At 63.9% G+C, this 24,121-nt stretch carries 21 protein-coding genes; 1 reads left to right on the top strand and 20 read right to left on the bottom strand.

The window, feature by feature from the left end; genetic code table 11:
- Positions 1-3: 3 nt before the first annotated feature.
- From murA to FUT88_RS11280, 14 genes are all read right to left on the bottom strand, one after another.
- Positions 4-1,269, bottom strand: coding sequence for a UDP-N-acetylglucosamine 1-carboxyvinyltransferase (gene murA / locus FUT88_RS11345; protein ID WP_147215153.1), 1,266 nt, complete (start codon positions 1,267-1,269; stop codon positions 4-6).
- Positions 1,270-1,367: 98 nt separating this feature from the next.
- Positions 1,368-1,604 (bottom strand): BolA family protein, encoded by a 237-nt coding sequence (locus tag FUT88_RS11340; protein ID WP_024542178.1) that lies wholly within the window; start codon positions 1,602-1,604, stop codon positions 1,368-1,370.
- A gap of 59 nt (positions 1,605-1,663) precedes the next feature.
- Positions 1,664-2,452 (bottom strand): ABC transporter permease, encoded by a 789-nt coding sequence (locus FUT88_RS11335; RefSeq protein WP_027680233.1) that lies wholly within the window; start codon positions 2,450-2,452, stop codon positions 1,664-1,666.
- The gene (locus tag FUT88_RS11330; protein WP_147215152.1) at positions 2,449-3,414 is read right to left on the bottom strand and encodes an ABC transporter ATP-binding protein; all 966 of its coding nucleotides are present in this window, start codon (positions 3,412-3,414) and stop codon (positions 2,449-2,451) included. The genes FUT88_RS11335 and FUT88_RS11330 overlap by 4 nt, the downstream gene beginning before the upstream one ends.
- A 251-nt stretch (positions 3,415-3,665) precedes the next feature.
- Positions 3,666-3,977 carry a lipid asymmetry maintenance protein MlaB gene (locus FUT88_RS11325; protein WP_147215150.1) on the bottom strand — a complete coding sequence of 104 codons (312 nt, stop codon included), beginning with the start codon at positions 3,975-3,977 and terminating at the stop codon, positions 3,666-3,668.
- 74 nt (positions 3,978-4,051) lie between these two features.
- Positions 4,052-4,687, bottom strand: a complete 636-nt coding sequence (locus FUT88_RS11320) for a phospholipid-binding protein MlaC (protein WP_147215148.1) — start codon at positions 4,685-4,687, stop codon at positions 4,052-4,054.
- A gap of 152 nt (positions 4,688-4,839) precedes the next feature.
- On the bottom strand, positions 4,840-5,643 hold the full coding sequence (locus FUT88_RS11315; protein ID WP_147215146.1) for a VacJ family lipoprotein: 804 nt from the start codon (positions 5,641-5,643) through the stop codon (positions 4,840-4,842).
- 3 nt (positions 5,644-5,646) lie between these two features.
- Positions 5,647-6,168: an outer membrane lipid asymmetry maintenance protein MlaD gene (gene mlaD, locus FUT88_RS11310; protein WP_147215144.1), complete on the bottom strand. Its 522-nt coding sequence runs from the start codon at positions 6,166-6,168 to the stop codon at positions 5,647-5,649.
- A gap of 37 nt (positions 6,169-6,205) precedes the next feature.
- Entirely contained in the window at positions 6,206-6,973 is a 768-nt protein-coding gene (mlaE, locus tag FUT88_RS11305; protein ID WP_045203038.1) for a lipid asymmetry maintenance ABC transporter permease subunit MlaE, read from the bottom strand.
- Positions 6,970-7,803, bottom strand: coding sequence for an ABC transporter ATP-binding protein (locus FUT88_RS11300; protein WP_147215142.1), 834 nt, complete (start codon positions 7,801-7,803; stop codon positions 6,970-6,972). Before FUT88_RS11300 ends, mlaE begins: the two co-directional genes overlap by 4 nt.
- Positions 7,804-8,072: 269 nt before the next feature.
- Positions 8,073-9,122, bottom strand: coding sequence for a Bug family tripartite tricarboxylate transporter substrate binding protein (locus FUT88_RS11295; RefSeq protein ID WP_147215141.1), 1,050 nt, complete (start codon positions 9,120-9,122; stop codon positions 8,073-8,075).
- 177 nt (positions 9,123-9,299) lie between these two features.
- Positions 9,300-10,763, bottom strand: coding sequence for a glutamate synthase subunit beta (locus tag FUT88_RS11290; RefSeq protein ID WP_147215139.1), 1,464 nt, complete (start codon positions 10,761-10,763; stop codon positions 9,300-9,302).
- Positions 10,764-10,903: 140 nt separating this feature from the next.
- Positions 10,904-15,625, bottom strand: a complete 4,722-nt coding sequence (locus FUT88_RS11285) for a glutamate synthase-related protein (RefSeq protein ID WP_147215137.1) — start codon at positions 15,623-15,625, stop codon at positions 10,904-10,906.
- A 260-nt stretch (positions 15,626-15,885) separates the two neighbouring features.
- Positions 15,886-16,611, bottom strand: coding sequence for a transposase (locus tag FUT88_RS11280; RefSeq protein ID WP_147215135.1), 726 nt, complete (start codon positions 16,609-16,611; stop codon positions 15,886-15,888).
- Positions 16,612-16,861: 250 nt separating this feature from the next.
- Between FUT88_RS11280 and FUT88_RS11275 the strand changes: the two genes are divergently transcribed.
- Complete coding sequence (locus tag FUT88_RS11275; protein WP_147215133.1) at positions 16,862-17,536, top strand: OmpW/AlkL family protein; 675 nt, start codon at positions 16,862-16,864, stop codon at positions 17,534-17,536.
- Between the two features lie 222 nt (positions 17,537-17,758).
- Here the strand turns inward: FUT88_RS11275 and FUT88_RS11270 are convergent, their stop codons facing one another.
- The 6 genes from FUT88_RS11270 to FUT88_RS11245 all read right to left on the bottom strand — a co-directional run bounded on the left by FUT88_RS11270 (position 17,759) and on the right by FUT88_RS11245 (position 24,119).
- Complete coding sequence (locus FUT88_RS11270) at positions 17,759-18,925, bottom strand: deoxyguanosinetriphosphate triphosphohydrolase (RefSeq protein ID WP_147215130.1); 1,167 nt, start codon at positions 18,923-18,925, stop codon at positions 17,759-17,761.
- A gap of 19 nt (positions 18,926-18,944) precedes the next feature.
- Positions 18,945-20,051, bottom strand: a complete 1,107-nt coding sequence (gene aroB / locus FUT88_RS11265) for a 3-dehydroquinate synthase (protein ID WP_147215128.1) — start codon at positions 20,049-20,051, stop codon at positions 18,945-18,947.
- Positions 20,048-20,620, bottom strand: coding sequence for a shikimate kinase (locus FUT88_RS11260; protein ID WP_027680248.1), 573 nt, complete (start codon positions 20,618-20,620; stop codon positions 20,048-20,050). The genes aroB and FUT88_RS11260 overlap by 4 nt, the downstream gene beginning before the upstream one ends.
- 138 nt (positions 20,621-20,758) lie before the next feature.
- Positions 20,759-22,915, bottom strand: a complete 2,157-nt coding sequence (gene pilQ / locus FUT88_RS11255; RefSeq protein WP_325205667.1) for a temperature dependent type IV pilus secretin PilQ — start codon at positions 22,913-22,915, stop codon at positions 20,759-20,761.
- Between the two features lie 2 nt (positions 22,916-22,917).
- A complete protein-coding gene (locus tag FUT88_RS11250; protein WP_147215124.1) occupies positions 22,918-23,463 on the bottom strand; it encodes a pilus assembly protein PilP in 546 nt (181 codons plus the stop codon).
- Positions 23,460-24,119, bottom strand: coding sequence for a type 4a pilus biogenesis protein PilO (locus FUT88_RS11245; RefSeq protein ID WP_147215122.1), 660 nt, complete (start codon positions 24,117-24,119; stop codon positions 23,460-23,462). The genes FUT88_RS11250 and FUT88_RS11245 overlap by 4 nt, the downstream gene beginning before the upstream one ends.
- Between the last annotated feature and the right edge of the window lie 2 nt (positions 24,120-24,121).

Below are 24,121 nucleotides of genomic sequence, written 5' to 3'. Positions count from 1 at the left end.
GGCTTATCCCTGGATGCGGCGGATCTTGGCGCCGACGGCGGAGAGCTTGTCTTCAATGCGGTCGTAGCCGCGATCAAGGTGATAGATGCGGTCGACCAGCGTCTCGCCCTGCGCGATCAGCCCAGCGATGACGAGGCTGGCCGAGGCACGCAGGTCAGTCGCCATGACGGTCGCGCCAGACAATTGTTCGACGCCCGTCACCACGGCCGTCTTGCCGTCGATCACGATATTGGCGCCCAGGCGGTTGAGTTCCTGCACGTGCATGAAGCGGTTTTCGAAGATGGTCTCCGTCACCGTGGCAGAGCCTTCGGCAATGGCGTTGAGCATCATGAACTGCGCCTGCATGTCGGTCGGGAACGCCGGGTATTCCGACGTGCGGAAGCTCACCGCCTTGGGGCGGCCCGTCATCTGCACGCGGATCCAGTCGTCGCCCATGGTGAGCGTTACGCCGGCTTCGCGCAGCTTGTCGAGCACGGCATCAAGGATGCCCGGCGGCACGCCGCGCAGCGTCACGTCGCCGCCAGCTGCCGCCACGGCGCACAGGAAGGTGCCGGCTTCAATGCGATCGGCAATCACGGTGTGCGCGGCGCCATGCAGCGCTTCCACGCCTTGGATGACCAGGCGGTCGGTGCCGATGCCGTCGATGCGCGCGCCCATCTTCACGAGCAGATTGGCGAGGTCGGTGACTTCCGGCTCGCGCGCGGCGTTTTCGAGCACGGTTTCGCCGTCGGCCAGTGCGGCCGCCATCAGCAGGTTTTCGGTGCCCGTGACCGTCACCATGTCGGTGACGATGCGCGCCCCGCGCAGGCGCTTGGCGCCATCAGCAAGCTTGGCTTCGATGTAGCCGTGCTCGATCACGATCTCGGCGCCCATCAGTTGCAGGCCCTTGATGTGCTGATCGACCGGCCGCGCACCGATGCCGCAACCGCCCGGCAGCGACACACGCGCATGGCCGAAACGCGCCAGCAGCGGGCCCAGCACGAGGATCGACGCACGCATCGTCTTCACCAGGTCGTACGAAGCTTCGGGCGTGTGGATGGTGGCAGCGTCGAGCGTGAGGTTGTGGCCGTCGAGCACGCCTTCCACGCCCATCTGGCGCAGCAGTTTGAGCATCGTCCGTACGTCCTGCAGGTTCGGCACGTTGCTCAGCACCAGCGGCTCGGCCGTCAGCAGCGCAGCGCACATGATGGGCAGCGCGGCGTTCTTGGCGCCAGACACGCGGATTTCGCCCGACAACGGGCCATTGCCTTCGATCAGCAGTTTGTCCATGAGCGAGACGTCTCGTCGATCACTGTGGGAGGGGCGCTCGGCGAGCGCAAGGTCGGAATCGGTTGAAACGGTAACCGGGGTGGGATCAAGCTCGGCCATCAGGACTGCCACTCCGCCGGGGTGAGCGTCTTCATGGACAGCGCGTGGATTTCGGCGCGCATCCGCTCACCCAGCGCGGCGTAGACGAGCTGGTGACGCTGGATCAACCGCTTGCCTTCAAACTGCGCGCTGACGATGGTGGCAAAAAAGTGCTGGCCGTCGCCCTCGACTTCGAGGTGCTCGCACGGCAGGCCGGTTTCGATGTACTGCTTGACTTGTTCGGGTGTGGGCAACATAGCCGTCCCTTCTCCTGCAAAACGTTAGGGTGAGCGTCGTTCGTTTTGTTATCGACGCATCAATGGCGCAGCTTGTAGCCCGTGCGCAGCATCTGCAGGGCCACCCCCCCCACCACGACCAGCGCGATCAGCATCACCCCGAGGCTCGTCGCCACCGGCACATCGGACACGCCGAAGAAGCCGTAGCGGAAGCCGTCGATCATGTAGAAGAACGGGTTGGCGTGGGACACCGCCTGCCAGAACGGCGGCAGTGAATGAATCGAATAGAACACGCCCGCCAGGAAGGTGGCCGGCACGATCAGAAAATTCTGGAACGCCGCGAGCTGGTCGAACTTCTCAGCCCAGATACCGGCGATCAGCCCCAAGGTGCCCAGCACGCTCGCGCCCAGCACGGCAAAGACGATGATCCACAGCGGCTGCGCGAAGTGCAGGTGCGCAAACAAGGTCGTCACGACGAGCACGCCGGTACCCACGGCCAGACCCCGAATGATGGAAGCGCACACATACGCGCCGAACATCTCCCAGTGCGACAGCGGCGGCAGCATGATGAACACCAGGTTGCCGGTGATCTTCGACTGGATGAGCGACGACGAGCTGTTCGCGAACGCGTTCTGCAGCACGCTCATCATCACCAGGCCCGGCACCAGGAAGGCGGTGTAGCTCAACTGGTCGAACACCTTGACGCGATCTTCCAGCACGTGGCCGAAGATCAGCAGATACAGCAGCGCGGTCAGCACCGGCGCGGCCACGGTCTGGAAGCTCACCTTCCAGAAGCGCAGGACTTCCTTGTACAGCAGCGTGCGGAAACCGACCCAACGGCCCGGCAAGCTCTCGGGAATGGCGTTCATGCAGCGGGCTCCAGCGCAGAATCAGGAATGGCAGGCGTTTGGGGCCCGACGGGCAATCCGCCTTCGCGGCGCATGATCTGCACGAACACGTCTTCCAGATCGGCCTTGGCGACTTCCATGTCGTCGATCTCACAGCCGGCGAGGCGGCACGTGGCGAGAATCTGCTCGACCTCGCCGTAGCCCGACAGGCGCAGGCGCACGCCGCGCTCACCGTGGTTGCCCGGCAGGCGCAGACTTTCGAGCGATGCCGGCAGCGCGCCCTTCGCAAAGCTCAGCACCAGTTGCAGCCCGGCAAATTGCGACAGCAGATTCGCCGTGCGATCGAGCGCCACCACCTCGCCAAACTTCAGCATGGCAATGCGGTCGCACAGGGATTCGGCCTCTTCGAGATAGTGCGTGGTCAGCACGACGGTGTGGCCCTCGCGATTCAGGCGCGAGATGAATTTCCACAGCGTCTGGCGCAACTCGACGTCCACCCCGGCGGTCGGCTCGTCCAGCACGATCACGGGCGGGCGGTGTACCAGCGCCTGCGCCACGAGCACGCGGCGCTTCATGCCGCCCGACAGCGCGCGCATGTTGGCGTCGGCCTTGTTGGTCAGGTCCAGGTTGGCCATGACCTCGTCGATCCAGTCATCGTTCTTGGTCAAGCCGAAGTAGCCCGACTGAAGGCGCAGTGTTTCGCGCACCGTGAAGAACGGATCGAACACCAGTTCCTGGGGCACCACACCGAGCTTGCGACGCGCCGTGCGGTAGTCGGAAACGACATCATGACCGAGCACGCGCACGTGGCCCGAATCGGCGCGATTCAGGCCCGCGAGGATGGAGATCAGCGTGGTCTTGCCCGCGCCGTTGGGGCCCAACAGGCCGAAAAACTCGCCCTGCTCGACGGACAGGCTCACGCCCTTGAGCGCTTGCAACGACTTGTAGCGCTTGCGGACGTCAGCGATTTCGATGGCTTTCATGGCCGACAAAGTGAACTACCCTGCGCATCTCGTGGCCATGGATCGACAAGATCATGACGGCCGCGGACGCCGCACACGGCGGCGGCAGAGCGACAAACCCAGAATTATAGGGGAACTGCACCAACTCACGGCGCCGCACCGTGCGACGCCGAACCGCGAATGCCAGAGCCGCGCGCGGCGTTCTGGCCGGAGCGCGGCATCGCGATGACAGGTTCGGAGCATTCACCCCGCGCCCAACACCGGACGCCGCCTCAATGTCGAGCGTGAGGGTGGGCTGCAGGGGCCGGCGCGATGGCCAGCAGGGACTCCACGCCGTACAGCGTGGCGAGATTGGACAGCGCTTGCGGAGCGCCTCCGATATCGAGCGCGATACCGGCATCCTGGGCCGTGCGCTGCCACGACAGCAGCACCGCCAGCGCAGACGAATCCACCTGCGACAAGCCGGCGCAATCGACGTGCAGCGCCGCAATGCCGGCTTCGCGCGCTTGGCCGAGCTGAGCCTCGCCCTCGCGCAGAAGGCGCGGCGCTTCGCGGTGAGTCAGCGGGCCAGACAAGGTCAACATGGTGGAGATGGATGCGTCAGAAAAAGAAACAGCGGCCAAACTTGACCGCTGTGTCGATTCTACCGGAAGGCCGCTTACTTTGCCGGGCCCTTCTCGAGCTGCGCGTTGCGCTCGTTCAGGAAGCTCACCAGGCCGGCCACGCCGCCACGCTTGCTGATGACATCGGCAAACTGGTTCTTGTACGTTTCCGACAGCCACAAGCCGCTGATGTTGATGTCATACACCTTCCAGCCGCCGGCCGTCTTTTCCAGACGGTAGTCCAGAGCCACCGGCTCGCCGTTGTTGTTCACGGTCGAACGCACCACCACGTCGGTGTCATCGGCCGCCGCGCGGAACGGCTTGTACGAAACGGTCTGGTTCTTCACATTCGACAGCGCGCCGGCGTAAGTGCGAATCAGCAGCGTTTTGAAGCCTTCCTGAATCTGTTGCTGCTGCTCCGGCGAGGCCTGATTCCAGAAGCGGCCCATGGCGATCTGCGTGGTGCGCCTGAAATCGGCGCGAGGCACGATCTTCTGGTCGACCAGCTGGAATACCTTCGCCATGTTGCCGCTGCGCAGTTCCGGATCGCTCTTGATGGTGGTGAGCACGTCGTCCACGGCCGTCTTGACGGTGGCCTGGGCATCGGCTTCCTGGGCGTGGACCGGCGCAACTGCCACGGCAGCCGTCAGCGCGAGACCAGCGAACAGGGAGCGGAGAAGCGTCTTCAACATATCGCGTCCTTATAGTGTGATTTTGGGGTCGCTTGCGGCACATTCGCCGCAATCTTGTTGGCGATTAGAACAGACCGGCCGCAGCCAAGTTCGGGCGGGACGGCCAGTTTTACGCCTTGTCACCTTTGAGGCGACCTTGTTACGTGTACCAGTCAGCGGCGGAAGACCGGCCAGTTGGGCGTAAAGCGATGGTATGGAGAGACCGTCGTGTCACCCGTATCCGGCGAAGTCTTGTTGTCCTGATCTTCCGGCAGGTTGCCGTCATAGATCAGGTAGCGGCGGCGCTGCAGATAGGCGTCGCGCAGGAAGGTGTACTTGTCGACCGCGGCCTGTTCGAACACATTGCTGGCCCCAAGCAGGTTTGCGCGCACGTCAACCACGCGCAGCGCGGCCAGCGAGTAGGTGATCGCGCTGTCATGCCAGTACGTGAGCGGGTCCATCTGCCAGTCGACCAGGAAACCCACGGTGTCACGTGCGGTGCTCGGGCCGAGCAACGGCCAGACGATGTACGGACCCGACGGCACGCCCCACACGCCGAGCGTCTGGCCGAAGTCTTCCTTGTGCTTGGGCAGGCCGGCGTCCGACGCAATGTCGATCAGCCCACCCAGCCCCAGCACGGTATTGATCGCGACGCGCATGGTGTCTTCCAGCGCGGCCGTGCCCTTCAACTGCAGCAGGTTGTTGACGGCCGAATAGACGTCGCCCGCATTGGAGAAGAAGTTCGACACCGCCGTGCGCGCCGGCGACGGCACCACATCGACATACGTTTGCGCAACCGGCTTCAGCACGCCCTTGTCGAGGTCTTCGTTGATGCGGAAGACTTCGCGGTTGAACGGCTCGATCGGATCCGCCGGATTGGCATTCGGCCCCGTCGCACAGCCGGCCAGCAACGTGGCGCCTGCAGCAACGGCCAGCGCAAAGCCGCGCAGCGAAAGGATGGATGTTGTTGTTTTCATGGTTTATTTGCTCCCACTGCCCTCAGCCGGCTTGGCTCCGCCGGCACTTCCGTTGGCGTTGCCGGCACCGGCATCCGCAGCCTTGCTGTAGAGGAACTGGCTGATCAGGTTTTCCAGCACCACCGCCGACTGTGTCATGGTGATCTTGCTGCCGCTGGCGAGCATCGCCGAGTCACCGCCCGGTTCAATGCCAATGTATTGCTCACCGAGCAGACCCGAGGTCAGGACCTTGGCCGAACTGTCTTTCGGAAACTGATAGCGCTGATCCATGTCCAGCACCGCGATGGCCTGGTAGCTCTTGTCATCGAACAGGATCTGCGACACACGGCCGACCACCACCCCCGAGCTCTTGACCGGAGCCCGCACCTTCAACCCACCGATATTGTCGAAGGCCGCCTTCACCTGGTAAGTCTTGGCAAACGAGAACGAGCTCATATTGCCCGCTTTGAGCGCCAGGAACAGCAGCGCAATGATGCCTACCAGAACGAACAGGCCGACCCAGAAATCGAGGACGCTTTTACGCATGATCTTTTCTCGTTGAACGCTAACGACAACCGGCGGCTCAGCTGAACATCAGCGCCGTGAGTACGAAATCCAGCGCCAGCACGGTCAGCGACGCGATCACCACCGTCCGGGTAGTCGCGCGCGAGACGCCTTCCGGCGTGGCTTTGGCCTCATAGCCCTGATACAGCGCAATGAAGGTGACCGCCACACCAAACACGACACTCTTGATGACGCCGTTGAGCACGTCGTCCATGACATCCACGCCGGCCTGCATCTGCGACCAGAACGCGCCGGGGTCCACACCAATCAGCCCCACGCCGACGAAGTATCCGCCCAGGATACCGACCGCACTGAAAATCGCCGCCAGCAGCGGCATGGCAATGAAGCCCGCCCAGAAGCGCGGCGCCAGCACGCGGGCCAGCGGATCGACGGCCATCATCTCCATGGCGATCAGCTGCTCGCCGGCTTTCATCAGACCAATCTCGGCCGTGAGCGAGGTACCGGCGCGACCGGCAAACAGTAGCGCCGTCACCACCGGCCCCAGTTCGCGCACCAACGACAGCGCAACCAGCAGGCCCAACGCCTGTTCGGAGCCGTAGCGATTGAGCGTGTTGTACCCCTGCAAGCCAAGCACGAAGCCAACGAACAGGCCCGACACAGCGATGATGATGAACGAATCATTGCCGACGAAGCGCAGCTGCTCGATCACCAGGCGCGGGCGGCGCAGCACGTCGCCGGAAGCACCAATGAGCGAAATCAGCGTGCGTGCGGCATAGCCGAAGCGGCTGATCAGCACCAGAACGAAGCGGCCGATGGCGGAAATCATTGCGCGCCTCCGCTCTTGCCCAGACCGAAGTCATCGGCCAGCGGCGCCCCGGGATAATGGAACGGCACAGGGCCGTCCGCCTCGCCGTGCACGAACTGGCGGACGAACGGATCGGTCGACGCGGTCAGCTCAGCCGGCGTGCCCTGGGCTGCAATGCCGCCGTTGGCAATGAAATAGACGTAATCGGCGATGTGGAACGTCTCCTGCACGTCGTGCGAGACGATGATGCTGGTCGCGCCCAGCGCGTCGTTCAGCTTGCGGATGAGCGACGCGGTCAGGCCCAGCGAGATCGGGTCCAGCCCAGCAAACGGCTCGTCGTAGAGGATGAGCGACGGGTCCAGCGCAATCGCTCGGGCGAGCGCCACGCGCCGCGCCATGCCGCCGGAAATCTCCGAGGGCATCAGGTCGCGGGCCCCACGCAGGCCGACGGCGTTCAGCTTCATCAACACCAGATCGCGGATGAGCGGCTCGGGCAGCTCGGTATGTTCGCGCAACGGAAACGCCACGTTGTCGAAGACGGACAGATCGGTAAACAGCGCCCCGAACTGGAACAGCATGCCCATCTGGCGGCGCGCGTCGTACAGCGCGCGCTTGTCCATGGCGCCGATGTCCTGACCGTGTACGCGCACGGTGCCGGCGGCGGCGCTCACCTGGCCGCCGATCAACCGCAGAATCGTTGTCTTGCCACAGCCCGAACCGCCCATGACGGCCACCACGCTGCCCTTGGGCACGCGCATGCACAGGCCGGACAGGATGCGCCGCGCACCTGGCTGGTAGGCGAAATCGACCTGATCGAGTTCGACAACGGCGTTGGAAGGCTGGGTGGACACGGTGGAGTTCGGTGCAGAGGGCTCGGCAGGTTGGCGGCTTCATGCTGCCGCATCTCGTTGTCTTGACTACCGCGGGCTGGCCAACGGAGGCGGGTTCGCGCGGCCCGCCATTATAGGTGGAAACCCGCGTAGCCCGTCAGTCACGCCATGCTTACCGACAGGTTGTGTGGCTTGTTCGCCGCGCTGTGGGTTTTCGTGTCTTGCGGGATGCTGAAAGTGGTGCGCTTGCGAGGTTGGAGGATGGCGCGACAGCCCGCACCGAAAGTGGATTATTCGCCACTATCCAGCCGTAGATCAGCTTGGCGAATCACCCCCTGCCAGTGCGTCGCGTCGCGGCGCACTGCTTGGGCGAACGTGTCGGGCGCGTCCCATTCCGGCTCGAACCCACCGGCGAGCAACGTGGCATGGACATCGCCCGAAGCGACGGCGCGGCGCAGCTCGACAGCCGCGCGCATCGAGAGGGGGCGGGGGGTGCGCGCCGGCATGAAGGTACCGATCCAGGCGCTGCGATCGAATCCGGCGAGACCGCCTTCGCGCAGCGTCGGCACAGCGGGCGCGAAACGGGAGCGCGCGCCGCCCGTCACCCCGAGCAACCGCAACTGGCCGTTGGCCGCCGCCGCCGCGACGCTCGGATAACACGCAAAACACGCCGTCATGCGGCCAGCCAGGATTTGCTGCACGAGCCCCGCTTCACCGCGAACGGCCACATGCGGCGCATGGAAAGCGTAGTCGCGCACAAACTGCTCGGCGACGAGGTGCGACCACGTGCCGACGATATCCGAGCCGCAATTGACCGTGACGGACTCACCACGCGCCTGCGCAAGCAGATCGGTGACGGAATGGATCGGCAAGCGCGCATCGACGGCGAGAAACAGCGGCAGCGTGGCCACCATCGCCACCGGTTGGAAATCGCGCAGCGGGTCATACGACGCCGATTCCAGCGCGGGCTGGGCGACGAACGTGGTCTGTTGGAGCAGCAGCGTATGGCCATCGGACGGCGCGCGTGCGACGGCCTCGCCGGCGGCCATGCCATTGGCCGCGGGGCGATCTTCGACGCCCACTTCGCGGCCGACCTGCTGCTGCAACTGCGTCGCCAGCGCCCGGGCGAGTGCATCAAAGGCGCTGCCTTCCGCCGCCGGCACGACGAGGCGCAGCGGTTGCGAGGGATACCCTTGCAGCAACGCACGCGCAGGCGACGCCAGCATCGCCGGCAGCACGCCCAGCCACGCAAGCGTGCGGCGCCGCTGCCGATCCGGCACATCGGGCACGTCGGGCGCAGGAGGCACATCTGCACGCACATTGCGGGTGCGAGGTCGCATGAGGCAGTCGGGGATCACGGGGAAATCTCATTCTAGAAATCCGCCTGTCCGCCCTGCACTCATGTAAACCATGTCGACGTAAACCATGAGGCATGACCCTGCCGCCACCGCACCTGCGTCACAAACAAAAAAGCCCGCCGAGGCAGGCGGGCTTGAGTCAAACGGTCAACCGCGTGGTCAGCGCGGCAGTTCCGAATGGCCCATGAGAAACGCATCAACCGAACGGGCAGCCTGGCGGCCTTCCCGGATCGCCCACACAACCAGCGACTGCCCGCGGCGCACATCGCCGGCGGCGAAGACCTTCGGCACGTTGGTGGCGTAGGCGTTGTCGCCTTCGGTGGCCGCACGCGCGTTGTTGCGCGCATCCTTCGTCACGCCAAAGGCGTCCAGCACGCCGCCGACCGGGTTGGTAAAGCCCATCGCCAGCAGCACGAGATCGGCCTTGAGCGTGAACTCGCTGCCTGGCACTTCGGTCATCTTGCCGTCCTTCCACTCCAGACGCACGGCGGTGAGACCCGTCACACGGCCGTTCTCGCCAATCAGCGCCTTGGTGGCGACCGACCAGTCACGCTCGCAGCCTTCGTCATGCGACGACGACGTGCGCAGCTTGATCGGCCAATACGGCCACACCAGCGGCTTGTTCTCTTCTTCAGGCGGACGCGGCAGCAGTTCGAACTGCGTGACCGATGCGGCGCCATGGCGGTTGGACGTGCCAACGCAGTCCGAACCCGTGTCGCCGCCGCCAATCACGATGACGTGCTTGCCGTCAGCGCGGATCGGGTTCGGTGCATCGCCGGCCACTTCCTTGTTCTGCGGGATGAGGAATTCGAGCGCGTAATGCACGCCGTCCAGATCACGGCCCGGCACCGGCAGATCGCGCGGCACTTCCGACCCGCCCGTCAGCACGACGGCGTCGAATTGCTTGAGGATGTCTTCCGCGGCGATGGTCTCGCGAGCGTCGTTGGCGATGCCGGCGGGAACCGTCTTGTCGCCTACCATCACACCGGTGCGGAACGTCACGCCTTCAGCTTCCATCTGCTGCATGCGGCGGTCGATCTGCGCCTTTTCCAGCTTGAAGTCGGGGATGCCGTAGCGCAGCAGGCCGCCGATGCGATCGTTCTTTTCGAACAGCGTCACGTCGTGACCAGCGCGCGCCAGTTGCTGCGCTGCGGCCATGCCAGCCGGGCCCGAGCCGACCACGGCCACGGTCTTGCCGGTCTTGTGCTTCGGCACTTGCGGCGCGACCCAGCCTTCTTTCCAGGCCTTGTCGATGATGGCGTGCTCGATCGACTTGATGCCCACCGGCAGTTCGTTGATGCCCAGCGTGCAAGCCGCTTCGCACGGTGCCGGGCAGATGCGGCCCGTGAACTCGGGGAAGTTGTTGGTCGAGTGCAGCACCTCAATCGCGGTCTTCCAGTCCTGGCGATACACCAGGTCGTTGAAGTCCGGGATGATGTTGTTGACGGGGCAGCCGTTGTTGCAGAACGGAATGCCGCAGTCCATGCAGCGCGCGCCCTGGATCTTGGCTTCGTTGTCCGCCAGCGCGAACACGAATTCCTTGTAATGCTTCACGCGCGCTTCGGGCGCTTCGTATGCCTCGTTCTGGCGGGGAAATTCGAGAAAACCGGTCGCCTTGCCCATGGTGTCCTTCCTGGCCCGATGCTGCTCTGCCGGCACAGTCGCGCCAGCCAGGCAGTCGAGCCTATCTTGTGAGGTTGCGTTGTATTCGGTGGTGGCGAACGGCCGATCAGCGGATCAGCCATTCGCCCAGTCGGCGGAAATCAGGCTGCGATCTGTTCGCGGCCGGCTTCCTGTTCGCGTTCGTACATCTCGGCCAGCGCACGCTTGTACTCGGTCGGGAAGACCTTGACGAAGCGGCGGCGCGCGTTGTTCCAGTCGGCCAGCAGTTCCTTGGCACGCTCGGAGCCGGTGTAGCGGAAGTGCTTTTCCACCAGCGCCTTGAGCAGTTGCTCGTCGAGCACGCGCTCGCCGTTCACCTTGTGCCAGGTCGACGGCGTGTGTGCCTTCTCCTGGTCGGTCGCCGACAGCACGGATTCCAGTGCGACCTGCGCCGTGTTGCAACGCTTGTCGAACAGGCCGTCTTCGTCATAGACGTAGGCCACGCCGCCCGACATGCCTGCCGCGAAGTTGCGGCCGGTAGCGCCGAGCACGACGACGGTGCCGCCGGTCATGTATTCGCAGCCGTGGTCGCCTGTGCCTTCCACTACCGTGGTGGCGCCGGAGTTGCGCACTGCAAAACGCTCGCCGGCCACGCCATTGAAGAACGCCTCACCGGCCAGCGCGCCGTACAGCACGGTGTTGCCGACGATGATGTTGTTGGTCGGCTCGCCGCGGAACTCGTGCGGCGGGCGTACGATCACACGGCCACCCGACAGGCCCTTGCCCACGTAGTCGTTGCCGTCGCCCACCAGGTCCAGCGTGATGCCGTGCGCCAGGAACGCGCCGAACGACTGGCCGGCCGTGCCCTGCATCTGCACGTGGATCGAGTCATCGGGCAGACCTTCGTGACCATAGCGCTTGGCCACTTCGCCCGAGAGCATCGCGCCCACGGTACGGTTGACGTTGCGCACCGGCTGGATGAACGAGACACGCTCGCCCTTCTCCAGCGCAGCCTTGGCCTTCTCGATGAGCTGATGATCCAGCGCGCGATCCAGGCCGTGGTCTTGCACATCGACCTGGTAGCACGGCTCGCCTTCCTTCTTGGCCGGTTGATAGAAGATGCGCGCGAAGTCCAGACCGCGGGCCTTCCAGTGTTCGATACCGGCCTTCGTGTCGAGCAGATCCGCGCGGCCGATCAGCTCGTTGAACGTGCGAATGCCAAGCTGCGCCATGATTTCGCGCACTTCTTCGGCCACGAAGAAGAAGTAGTTCACCACGTGCTCGGGCTTGCCCGAGAACTTCTTGCGCAGCACCGGATCCTGCGTCGCCACGCCGACCGGGCAGGTGTTCAGGTGGCACTTGCGCATCATGATGCAGCCTTCAACCACCAGCGGGGCGGTCGCAAAGCCGAATTCGTCGGCGCCCAGCAGCGCACCGATCGCGACATCACGGCCGGTCTTCATCTGGCCGTCGGCCTGCACGCGAATGCGGTTGCGCAGGCCGTTGAGCATCAGCGTCTGCTGCGTCTCGGCCAGGCCCAGTTCCCACGGCGTGCCGGCATGCTTGATCGACGACCACGGCGAAGCGCCGGTGCCGCCGTCATGACCGGCGATCACCACGTGGTCTGCCTTGGCCTTGGCGACACCTGCGGCCACCGTACCCACGCCGACTTCCGACACCAGCTTGACCGACACGTCCGAACGCGGGTTCACGTTCTTCAGGTCGTGGATGAGCTGCGCCAGATCCTCAATCGAATAGATGTCGTGGTGCGGCGGCGGCGAGATCAGCCCCACGCCCGGCACCGCGTAACGCAGCTTGCCGATGTAATCCGTCACCTTGTGGCCTGGCAGCTGACCGCCCTCGCCGGGCTTCGCGCCCTGCGCCATCTTGATCTGGATCTGATCAGCCGACGCCAGGTACTCGGCCGTCACGCCAAAACGGCCCGACGCCACCTGCTTGATCTTTGAGCGCAGCGAATCGCCTTCTTGCAGTTCCAGATCGCGCTCGACCACTTCGCGGCCGATCACGTCCGACAGCTTCGTGCCCTGCTTGATGGGAATGCCGCGCAGTTCGTTGCGGTAACGACGCTCGTCTTCACCGCCTTCGCCCGTGTTCGACTTGCCGCCGATGCGGTTCATCGCCACGGCCAGCGTGGTGTGCGCTTCCGTGCTGATCGAACCCAGCGACATGGCGCCCGTCGCGAAGCGCTTGACGATCTCCTTGGCCGGCTCGACTTCTTCCAGCGGAATCGCGCGGGCCGGGTCCACCTTGAACTCGAACAGACCGCGCAGCGTCATGTGGCGCTTGCTCTGATCGTTGATGAGGTTCGCGTATTCCTTGTACGTCTGGTACGAATTCGCGCGCGTCGCATGTTGCAGCTTGGCGATCGAATCCGGCGTCCACATGTGCTCTTCGCCGCGGACGCGGTAGGCGTATTCGCCGCCGGCATCCAGCATGTTGGCCAGCACCGGCGCATCGCCAAAGGCGTCGCGATGCAGGCGCAGCGCTTCTTCAGCCACCTCGAAGATGCCGATGCCACCCACGTTCGATGCCGTGCCCTGGAAGTACTTGTCGACCAGCTCACGCGACAGGCCGATCGCCTCGAAGATCTGTGCGCCGGTGTACGACATGTACGTCGAGATGCCCATCTTGGACATCACCTTGTGCAGGCCCTTGCCGATCGCCTTGGTGAAGTTGTAGATGGCTTTCTCGGCGGTCAGGCCCAGGCCGGGCGCCAATTCAGCCAGCGTCTCCATTGCCAGGTACGGATGCACGGCTTCCGCGCCGTAGCCGGCCAGCAGGGCGAAGTGATGCACTTCGCGGGCCGAACCGGTCTCGACAACCAGACCCGTGCTCGTGCGCAGGCCCTTGTCCACGAGGTGATGGTGGATGGCAGACGTCGCCAGCAGCGCCGGAATGGCTGCCTGCTTCTCGTCGACCGCGCGGTCGGAGACGATCAGGATGTTGTAGCCCGACTTGACCGCATCGACAGCCTCGGCGCACAGCGAGGCCAGGCGCGCTTCGATGCCTTCCTTGCCCCAGGCCACCGGGTAGCAGATGTCCAGCTCGTAAGCCATGAACTTGCCGCCGGTGTAGTGCTCGATGTTGCGGATCTTCGCCATGTCCTTGAAGTCCAGCACGGGCTGGCTCACTTCAAGGCGCATCGGCGGGTTGATGTTGTTCAGTTCCAGCAGGTTCGGCTTCGGCCCGATGAACGAGACCAGCGACATCACCACGTTTTCGCGGATCGGGTCGATCGGCGGGTTCGTGACCTGCGCGAACAGTTGCTTGAAGTAGTTGTAGAGCGTCTTGTTCTTGGACGACAGGACGGCCAGCGGGCTGTCGTTGCCCATGGAGCCGGCGGCTTCTTCACCGTTGGCGGCCATCGGCGTCATCAGGAACTTGACGTCTTCCTGCGTGTAGGCGAAAGCCTGCTGGCGGTCCAGCAGCTTCGCGGCCGGCTTGGTTTCGGCGGCCACGTCTTCCGGCTTGGCTTCCAGCTCGTCGAGCTTGATGCGCACGGCATCGATCCAGCTCTTGTACGGCTTGGCGTTGGCCAGGTTGTCCTTGAGTTCCTTGTCGTCGATGATGCGGCCTTGCTCCATGTCGATCAGGAACATCTTGCCCGGCTGCAGGCGCCACTTCTTGACGATGCGCGACTCGGGGATCGGCAGCACGCCGGCTTCCGACGCCATCACGACCATGTCGTCGTCGGTGACGTAATAACGCGCCGGACGCAGGCCGTTACGGTCGAGCGTTGCGCCGATCTGGCGGCCGTCGGTAAAGCAGATGGCGGCGGGGCCGTCCCACGGCTCCATCATTGCGGCGTGGTATTCGTAGAAGGCGCGGCGGTTGTCGTCCATCAGCGTGTGCTGTTCCCACGCTTCCGGAATCATCATCATCATCGCCTGGGCCAGCGGATAGCCGGCCATCGTCAGCAGTTCGAGGCAGTTGTCGAACGATGCCGTATCGGATTGGCCCGGATAGATCAGCGGCCAGAGCTTCGGCAGGTCATCGCCCAGCACCGGCGACGAGATGCCGCCCGTACGCGCGTTGATCCAGTTGACGTTGCCCTTGACGGTGTTGATTTCGCCGTTGTGCGCAACCATGCGATACGGGTGCGCCAGTTCCCACGCGGGAAACGTGTTGGTCGAGAAACGCTGGTGCACCAGCGCCAGCGCCGACACCGTGCGCGGGTCTGCGAGATCCTGGTAATAGCGGCCGACCTGTTCGCACAGCAGCAGGCCCTTGTAGACGATCGTGCGCGCCGACATCGACGGTACGAAGTATTCCTTGCCGTGCTTGAGCTTGAGCGCCTGGATGGCGTGGCTGGCGGTCTTGCGGATCACGTACAGCTTCCGCTCCAGCGCGTCGGTAGTCATGATGTCGCGGCCGCGCCCGATGAAGATCTGGCGGATCACCGGCTCGGTCTTCTGCACCGTGGGCGACATCGGCATGGTCTTGTCGACCGGCACGTCGCGCCAACCCAGCACGACTTGGCCCTCCAGGCGCACAGTGCGCTCAAGTTCCTGTTCGCATGCGAGGCGCGAGGCGTGTTCCTTCGGCAGGAAGATCATGCCGACGCCGTATTCGCCGGCCGGCGGCAGGTTGATGCCCTGCTTGGCCATCTCTTCACGGAAGAACTGATCGGGAATCTGCAGCAGGATGCCGGCCCCGTCGCCCATCAGCGGGTCGGCACCAACCGCGCCCCGGTGATCCAGGTTGTGCAGGATGCGCAAGCCTTGCTGGACGATCTCGTGGCTCTTCTTGCCCTTGATGTGGGCGACGAAGCCGACGCCGCAAGCGTCGTGTTCATTGGTCGGGTCGTACAGACCCTGGGCCGACGGCGCTGACGGCGTGATGGGGAAGGAATGTTGTTCCACGGCGATCTTCCGATGTTGTGGGTACAGCGCGCCGTGGAGGGCCCTCGCGATGTGCGGATGCGGTGGCAGACAGGCAATGGCGCGCCGCACCATGAATGCGGGGTGAAACGAATATAAAAGAGTGGCCTGTAACAGGCAAAAGTTTTTAAATGGGGTCGGAGTAAATTAATAAATGCACGACATCAGTGCGGGTTTATTAATGGGGACAGATTAAATTCGACTGCAACGGTGCGGACCATGCATCACTGCGCCACCATCCCTTATTCGGTATGCGCGGCGCTTTCCGATCCCGCTTCTTCGTGTTGGCGCGGCGGCCGACCCTTGGGCAATGGCGCGACGCGACGGCCTCCGGTGCGCGCGAGTGTTGCCAGAAACGCCTCATTGCCAAGCGGCCAGCCGCTGTGCACGTGCTGGCGAATCTGTGCAAGCTGGTCCGAGCCCAGACCTTCATGCCACAAGGTCCGGTAGCGTGATTGGCGCTCGAACGGCGTATTGCCGAGCCGCCAATAGCAATAGTGGTCACTCACCCACGGGATCGATTGGATGCCGACGTGGTGACGGTACGTGCTCCATCGGTCTTCTTCCGGCGTGCTGACGAGGCCCGCGCGCACGGCGTTCGACTCCACATACAGCAGGATCGGCAGCACCCACTCGGCGGGGTCCAGCACGGTCGAGCGGAAACGCCCTTCCCACAGCGTTCCACTCCGATCGGCGGCGGCGTTGAAGTAACGCGTGTAGCGTCGCCCGACCGCCTGCAGCGTGCGCGAAAGGCTTTCCGCCACCTTGGGCGTGCCGACCAGATGGACGTGATTCGGCATCAGCGAGAAACCATGGATCGCGAAGTCATGCTCGCGCGCCGCCATGCGCAACGTGTCGAGGTAGAACGCGTAGTCCTCGTCACCACGAAAGACGGCTTGGCGATTGTTGCCGCGCTGCAACACGTGCACGGGAACGTCGGTTGGACTGAGGCGAGGCAGGCGGGCCATGAAGGAAGCAGCACAATGAAAAACGCCATCGTAGCCTGAACGCCGCGAACCTGTCCCCAATTTTCAGTAGGCAAACGCTTGCATGGCGGCTGTCGCGGAGATGCGACGGCGGAGTTTGCGTGCCGTCAAATCAGCGGCCTTACATGCCACCCACGACAGGTAGAACTTGATCCCGAGCAAATCGGCTGGGCGACTTCCCCGCGAGACTGGCTTCCATCACATCACGAGACAACACGAGAGGGAGCGATTCATGGCTTTTCACCGCCTAGCCGTTGTTGCTGTAGCCGCCGGCATGCTTGCCGCCGGATTCAGCCAGACCGCCTTTGCGCAGAGCGCAGATTTGGCGCCGGCCACCGGCAACTGGATGGTGCGCCTGCGCGCCGTCAACCTGACAGCCGCCAACAAATCCGACGCGGTACCTGCGCTGGCCATTCCGGCTGACGCGATCCAGATCAACAACAAGGTCCTGCCTGAGCTGGACATTTCGTACTTCTTTACACCGCACCTCGCGGCCGAGCTGATCCTGACCTACCCGCAACAGCACGACGTGACCGTCATGCAAAGCGCGCTGGGCGGCCCGACCAAGATCGGCAATTTCCGCCACCTGCCACCGATTTTGACGATGCAGTATCACTTCACGCCCGAGTCGCGCTTCAAGCCGTACGTGGGTGCGGGCATCAACTACACGCGCATTTCGAATGTGAATCTGCAGGTGCCGGGCGTGGGTCCGCTGGATCTCAGCAAGAACAGCTTCGGTCCCGCGCTGCAGGCAGGTTTCGACTACCGCCTGACGGAACGCCTCTACTTCAACGTCGACCTGAAAAAGACCTGGATCAGCGCCGACGTGAAGATGGCCGGCCAGACCATCAGCAAGGTCAAGGTTGACCCGTGGCTGCTGGGCATTGGCCTGGGCTATCGCTTTTAAGGGAGGACGATCAGCGAACTGACACTGTCCTGATCGACTTTTACCGACGTGCCGCAGGGGCCGTCGACGGCGGGGGCGCTCGTCGGCGGTGGTTGGCGCGTTCGGCCCGGCATGCGTTGGGGCGGCCGGGCATTTTTTTTGGGCGCTCGGTTTAGAGCTGCTGATGCCAAATCGTTGGCAAGCTCCGCGCGCGGGTTGCGGCGCGACCGAAGCCGCCGTCGCTCAAACCGCATCCACAGCAAAGATGCGGCGATGCTCCTTGATGGCGTAACGATCCGTCATGCCAGCGATGTAATGCGCAATCCAGCGCGGCTGCTCTTCAGGGTTGGCTTTCGCCTGGTATTGCGGCGGCAGCAGGCGCGGGTCATCCATGAAGGCGCGGAACAGATCGTCGATGATGCGGCGAGCCTTCGCGGCCATGCGCATCACGAGGTAATGCCGATACAGGTTATCGAACAGGAACCGCTTGAGCGCGCGCGCCTCTTCGCGCATCGGATCTGAGAACGCAACGAGCGCCGGCGCGGCACGCACATCGTCGATGCATTGCGGCGCGACTTCAGCGATGCCCGCGCGCGTGGTGCCGATCAGATCGACGATCAGCGCGTTGATCATGCGGCGAATGGTTTCGTTGATCAGGCGTCGGCCACTGACGTCCGGAAACGCCGCCTCGGCTTCGCGCCGGTGGACGGCCCACAGCGGCACGTCTTCGAGTTGCTCCAGCGTGATCAGGCCGGAGCGCAGGCCGTCGTCGATATCATGGTTGTTGTACGCGACCTCATCGGCGAGGTTGGCAAGCTGCGCTTCCAACGAAGGCTGTTGCCGCTCGAGAAAGCGCCGCCCCAGGTCACCCAGCGTCGCCGCGTTATTGCGGGAACAATGTTTGAGGATGCCCTCGCGCGTTTCGAACGTCAGGTTCAGCCCGTCGAAACCGCCGTAGCGCTCTTCCAGCCGGTCGACCACGAGGAGACTTTGCAGGTTGTGCTCGAAGCCGCCGTACGGCTTCATGCAATCGTTGAGCGCATCCTGCCCGGCATGGCCAAACGGCGTGTGGCCCAGATCATGTGCCAACGAAATCGCTTCGACGAGATCCTCGTTCAGACGCAGGCTGCGCGCGATCGAACGGGCAATCTGCGCGACCTCAAGGCTGTGCGTGAGCCGCGTCCGGAACAAGTCGCCCTCGTGGTTCACGAAGACCTGCGTCTTGTATTCAAGCCGGCGGAAAGCGGTGCTGTGGATGATGCGATCGCGGTCACGCTGGAACTCGGTGCGCGACGTGGACGGGGGCTCGACGTGTACGCGGCCGCGCGTCTGCGCCGAATGCGCGGCGTAGGGAGCGAGAGGGCCTTCGAGATCGAACGGCGCGGACGGCACATCAAATCGGTCGTTCATCGGGCCATCTCGTCTTGTCTCAGGCGACGGGCGCTTCGGTGGGTGGTCGCAGCACGGCGTGCTGCAAGGTGGCGCGCAAGTCGGCATCGGGCACCGTGGTCACAAACGCCTGGCCCAGCTTGCGCAGCAGCACGAATTTGATCTCGCCGGCTTCGGCTTTCTTGTCGACGCGCATCAGCTCGATGAAGCGATCAACGCCGAGGTCCGGCGCTACCGTCGGCAGGTCCGCCGCACGCGTGAGCGCAGTGATCCGGTTGCGGGTGTCGATGTCAATGAAGCCCAGACGATGCGAGAGGTCCGCCGCCATCACCATGCCGCAGCCGACCGCCTCGCCGTGCAGCCACTCGCCGTAGCCGAGGCCTGCCTCGATGGCGTGACCAAAGGTATGGCCGAAATTGAGAGTGGCTCGCAGGCCGGTTTCGCGCTCGTCCTGCGCCACGACAGCCGCCTTGATGCGCACCGAGCCGCGCACGGCTTCGGCCATCAGGTCGGTATCGCAGGCATTGAGGCCCTTGATGTTCTGCTCGATCCAGGCGAAGTAACCGGCATCGGCAATCGCACCGTGCTTGATCACCTCGGCCATGCCGGCAGCGAGCTCGCGTGCCGGCAAGGTGAGCAGCGTATCGATATCGGCCAGCACCGCCTGCGGCTGGTGAAACGCGCCGATCATGTTCTTGCCCAGCGGGTGGTTGATGCCCGTCTTGCCGCCCACCGAGGAATCGACCTGCGACAGCAGCGTCGTCGGCACCTGGATGAACGGCACGCCGCGCATGTAGCAGGCAGCGGCAAAGCCGGTCATATCGCCGACCACGCCGCCACCAAGGGCGATGAGCGTGGTCTTGCGGTCCGCGCCTGCCGTCAGCAGCGCATCAAAGATGCGGTTGAGCGTGTCCCACTTCTTGAACGATTCGCCATCAGGCAGCACGACCGTGTCGACCGCTTTGCCAAGGGAACGGATGGCCGCTTCGATCTTCGCCGCATACAACGGTGCGACGGTCTCGTTGGTGACGATCACGGCACGCGCGCCGCGAATGTGTGGAGCGAACAACTCAGCTCTGGACAGCAGCCCCGAGCCGATATGGATCGGATAGGCGCGATCGCCAAGGTCAACATCAACGGTAATCATGACTGAGAGGAGACTTGCGAGGAGGTGGACGAGCCTGCGGGCGGAGCCACAATGCCGGCCACTTCGAGTTGCATCAGGACCATATTAACAAGCTGCGCGACGGTGGGCTTGCCGGTTTCGATGACGAAATGCGCCACGTCACGGTACAGCGGATCGCGGATCGCATGCAGTTCCTCGAGCTTGGCGCGCGGGTTTTCTGTCTGCAGCAGCGGCCGGTTCTTGTCGTGGCGCGTGCGCAAATACAGGTCATGCGGATTGGCGCGCAGGTAGATCACCGTACCGCGTTCGCGCAGGAACGCCCGGTTTTCGGCCCGCAACACGGCGCCGCCGCCCGTGGCGATGACCACGCCATCGCGCGCGGTCAGCTCGTCGATCATGTGGGTTTCGCGGTCGCGGAAACCCACTTCGCCCTCGTGCTCGAAAATGACGGGCACGCGCACGCCGCAGCGTGCTTCGATCTCATGATCGGAGTCGAAGAACGGCAGATCGAGCCGACGCGCCACCGCCCGGCCGACCGTGGTCTTGCCCGCGCCCATCAAGCCGACGAAAAAAACGTTCGAAACAGACAAAATCGCGTGAAATCAGGAATTTGAGCTTGATTGTAGTGGCATTTGGTCACCATCCTGCGCAAACCCGGTCGCAGGACACAAAAAAGCCCGGCGCTCCACTCGGGAGGCCGGGCTTTCAGATGGCGACGCCGCCGCGGCTTACTTCAGCGACAGTTGGTCGGACAGCACGCGCGGGGTCAGGAAGACCAGCAACTCCGTGCGGTTGTTGATCTTGTTGGTGCTCTTGAACAGATTGCCCAGCACCGGAATGTCGCCCAGCAGCGGCACCTTGTTGATGTCGGTCCGCTCATTCTGCGTGTAGATACCACCGATCACGACCGTGCCGCCGTTCTCCACCAACACTTGCGTCTGCACGTGCTTGGTGTCGATGGCGAAACCGTTGGTGGTCTGGATACCCACGCTGTCCTTGTTGACGTCCACATCCAGGAAGATGTTGCCGTCCGGCGTGATCTTGGGCGTCACTTCCAGCTTCAGGTTGGCCTTCTTGAACTGCACCGAAGTCGCACCGGAAGACGTCGCCTGTTGGTACGGAATCTCAGTACCTTGCTCGATCAGCGCCTTGATGTTGTCAGCAGTCACGACACGCGGGCTGGAGACGATCTTGCCGCGGCCGTCAGCCTCCAGCGCAGACAGCTCCAGCGCCAGGAAGCGGCCGGCACCGGCATTGAACAGGCTCACGGCCACGCTGGCCGCGTTCACACCATTAATGCCATTGGCGGGGAAGCTGATCGCGGGGCTGTTGTCCCACGTGGCGTTTTGCGTCACAGGCGACACCACGTTGGTGTAGGTATTGCCATAACCGGCACCGTTGGTCTTGGAGGCAAAGCCCAGTTTCGCGCCGAGGTTGCGGCTGAACGTGTCGTCCGCCTCGACGATGCGCGCCTCGATCATCACCTGACGGACCGGAATGTCGATCTTCAGCAGGAACGCCTGCACTTCCTCCAACTTGCTCGGGATGTCCGAGACGAACAGCTGGTTCGTACGCGTATCCGCCGTGAGCGAGCCGCGCTTGGACAGAATCCGAGAAGTCGTACCGCCAGCAGCACCACCTGCCCCGCCGGCAGCCCCAGTGCCGAGCAGCATGTTTCGCACATCGCCAGCGCTCTGATAGTTCAAGCGGAACACTTGGCTGCGCAGCGGCTCCAGCTCGGTCACTTGCTGCTGCGACTCAAGCTCCGCCTTTTCCTTCGTGGCCAGCTCACCGCGCGGCGCAACCCACAGCACGTTGCCGTTGCGACGCGACGCCAGACCCTTCGAATCCAGCACGATCTGCAGGGCCTGATCCCACGGCACATCCTTCAGACGCAGCGAAAGGGTGCCCGTCACGCTGTCGCTGGTGACGATGTTGAGGTTCGTGAAGTCTGCGAAGACCTGCAGCAACGAACGTACATCGATGTTCTGGAAGTTCAGCGACAGGCGCTCGCCACGGTAGCCCGGGCCGGAAATCAGCTTGTTCGGGTCTTCCTTGGTGGGGCGCACTTCCACGACGAACTGCGTGTCAGTCTGGTAAGAGCTGTACTGCCAGTTGCCGCGCGGCTCGATGATCAGGCGTGCGCCAGTGCCGTTGTCGGTGGCGCGCATGGCCTGCACCGGCGTGCCGAAATCGCTGACGTCATAGCGGCGACGCAGCGACTGCGGCAGCGTCGCACCGACGAAATCGACGACAAGGTTCTGACCTTGCTGGGCGATGTTGATCGCCGAGTTGGCGGTCGACAGGTCGACCACCACACGACCGGCGAGATCCTCGCCGCGGCGGAAATCAACGTTGCGCACCGCCGGACGCTCGGCGCCAGCGACGGGCGTCGGCGCCGAGAACGTCGGCGCCGCGACAGCCGCCGCCACCGGCGCAGCTTCCAGCGTCAGCACGTACTGGTTACCGCGCACTTCCGACTTGTATTGCGTCTGGCGCGACAAGTCGAGCACGACGCGGGTACGGTCGCCGATCTGCACGACGTTCGCCGAGCGCAGCAGCTTGCCGCCGTATTGGTAATTGGCGCGGCCTTGCGCGAAGCTCGCCCCGAAGAAGTCGATGGCGATGCGCGCAGGTTGCTGCGTGCTGAACTCCACCGGCTTCTGCGTCGGCGCGCTCTTGAGCGTGACCGTCACCACGGTGGATTCGCCGGCCGTGGCCTGCTCCACCTTTTCGATCGTGTTGCCGGAGACGGCCACCGCAGGCGCGGCCTGCTGAGCGACAGCCTGACCAGCCACCATGAACAGGCACAGCGAAAGCCATGCCACCGCGCCCCCCCGGGCCACTCGGGCTGCCTGCGAGAGGCCGCCCTTCACAAGACGCATCGTCATTGCGCGCTCTCCTGAACTTTCAGGGTCGTCATTTTTTCTTTCCATTCGGTCGTGCCTTCGCGCACCAGCTCACGCAGGGTGAGTTCCTGGTCTCCGATGCGGACGATGCGACCATAGTTTTGTCCGATGTACTGCCCCACATGCACATGCTGCGTCTTGTCCCCGACAGACAGGACACCTTCCGTCTCGCCATTGCGCTTCATCGTCCCGACCAGCTTGAAGGCTTCCAGCGGATAGTCTTCCAGCGGCTCGCGACGGCGATTCGGTTCCGGCGATTCGTTCTGCGCGCGCGACAGTTCTGCCACCTTCTGCACGCTGAACGGATCAGTCTGCTTGGTGGTCGTGTATTCGCGCGGCGCGTAAGGCTTGGGCTCGGGCAGCGGCGGCACGGTCGTACTGACGCTCTGGCGCGCTTGCTGCATCCATTGCTGCAATTCATCGTCCTCGCTTGCGCCGCAAGCCGTCAGCACGACGGCCAGGCACAGCGGCGACAGACGCAGAACGTGCGACATGCGACGACGGCTCATGGTGCGGCCCCTCATTTGGCGCCTCCCTTGGCGGCTGCATTCGCCTTGCGCTGGGCAGCCTGCTCGTCGGCGTCGAGCGCCCGGTAGGCCTCAGCACGCGTTTCCATCACCATGCCACCATCCTTGGTGCCCGTCAGCGAGATGTTCTGCAGCGTGACGATGCGCGACAGCGCCGCCACATCGGCAGCAAAGAGCGCCATGTCGTGATAGCGACCATTCACCTTCACCGCCACCGGGATCTCGGCGTAGTAGGGCTTGATCACCGCACCAGCGGGACGGAACAGGTCGAAGGTCAGCCCACGGGCGATACCGGCGTGGTTGACATCGGCCAACAGAGCATCCATCTCGGTCTTGTTGGGCAGTTGCAGCTCCAGCTTCGCGACACGCTGCTCCACCTCAGCCTTCTGCTTGCGCAGCGCTTCGAGGTTCACCACCTGCGCAAGCTTGCTCTGGTATGCCGACTTCAGGTTGTCCTGTTCGGTACGCTTGGCGTCGCGCTCGTCAAACTTGCCGCTCCAGTAGAACTGCCAGCCCAGTCCGATCACCAGCACGGCGGAGAGAACCATGAACAGGATGCGCGGCGCCATCGGCCACGTTTCCGGCTCATTCAGGTTCAGGCCGCGGAACTGGCTGACCAAGTCTTCCAGCGAAATTTCGGTCGAGAGCGCCATGG

The organism is Ralstonia sp. TCR112, assembly GCF_007997035.1.
GTDB lineage: Bacteria > Pseudomonadota > Gammaproteobacteria > Burkholderiales > Burkholderiaceae > Ralstonia > Ralstonia edaphi.
Note: the sequence above shows the minus strand (reverse complement) of the source record. Positions and strands in the feature narration are given on the sequence as shown.

Coding starts and splice junctions, on each gene's coding strand:
- murA (WP_147215153.1), bottom strand. CDS start 1,269: ATGGACAAACTGCTGATCGAAGGCAATGGCCCGTTGTCGGGCGAAATC.
- mlaD (WP_147215144.1), bottom strand. CDS start 6,168: ATGCGTAAAAGCGTCCTCGATTTCTGGGTCGGCCTGTTCGTTCTGGTA.
- mlaE (WP_045203038.1), bottom strand. CDS start 6,973: ATGATTTCCGCCATCGGCCGCTTCGTTCTGGTGCTGATCAGCCGCTTC.
- FUT88_RS11245 (WP_147215122.1), bottom strand. CDS start 24,119: ATGGCGCTCTCGACCGAAATTTCGCTGGAAGACTTGGTCAGCCAGTTC.
- FUT88_RS11325 (WP_147215150.1), bottom strand. CDS start 3,977: ATGTTGACCTTGTCTGGCCCGCTGACTCACCGCGAAGCGCCGCGCCTT.
- pilQ (WP_325205667.1), bottom strand. CDS start 22,915: ATGCGTCTTGTGAAGGGCGGCCTCTCGCAGGCAGCCCGAGTGGCCCGG.
- FUT88_RS11330 (WP_147215152.1), bottom strand. CDS start 3,414: ATGAAAGCCATCGAAATCGCTGACGTCCGCAAGCGCTACAAGTCGTTG.
- FUT88_RS11295 (WP_147215141.1), bottom strand. CDS start 9,122: ATGCGACCTCGCACCCGCAATGTGCGTGCAGATGTGCCTCCTGCGCCC.
- FUT88_RS11320 (WP_147215148.1), bottom strand. CDS start 4,687: ATGTTGAAGACGCTTCTCCGCTCCCTGTTCGCTGGTCTCGCGCTGACG.
- FUT88_RS11290 (WP_147215139.1), bottom strand. CDS start 10,763: ATGGGCAAGGCGACCGGTTTTCTCGAATTTCCCCGCCAGAACGAGGCA.
- aroB (WP_147215128.1), bottom strand. CDS start 20,051: ATGATTACCGTTGATGTTGACCTTGGCGATCGCGCCTATCCGATCCAT.
- FUT88_RS11280 (WP_147215135.1), bottom strand. CDS start 16,611: ATGGCCCGCCTGCCTCGCCTCAGTCCAACCGACGTTCCCGTGCACGTG.
- FUT88_RS11340 (WP_024542178.1), bottom strand. CDS start 1,604: ATGTTGCCCACACCCGAACAAGTCAAGCAGTACATCGAAACCGGCCTG.
- FUT88_RS11270 (WP_147215130.1), bottom strand. CDS start 18,925: ATGAACGACCGATTTGATGTGCCGTCCGCGCCGTTCGATCTCGAAGGC.
- FUT88_RS11315 (WP_147215146.1), bottom strand. CDS start 5,643: ATGAAAACAACAACATCCATCCTTTCGCTGCGCGGCTTTGCGCTGGCC.
- FUT88_RS11275 (WP_147215133.1), top strand. CDS start 16,862: ATGGCTTTTCACCGCCTAGCCGTTGTTGCTGTAGCCGCCGGCATGCTT.
- FUT88_RS11335 (WP_027680233.1), bottom strand. CDS start 2,452: ATGAACGCCATTCCCGAGAGCTTGCCGGGCCGTTGGGTCGGTTTCCGC.
- FUT88_RS11250 (WP_147215124.1), bottom strand. CDS start 23,463: ATGAGGGGCCGCACCATGAGCCGTCGTCGCATGTCGCACGTTCTGCGT.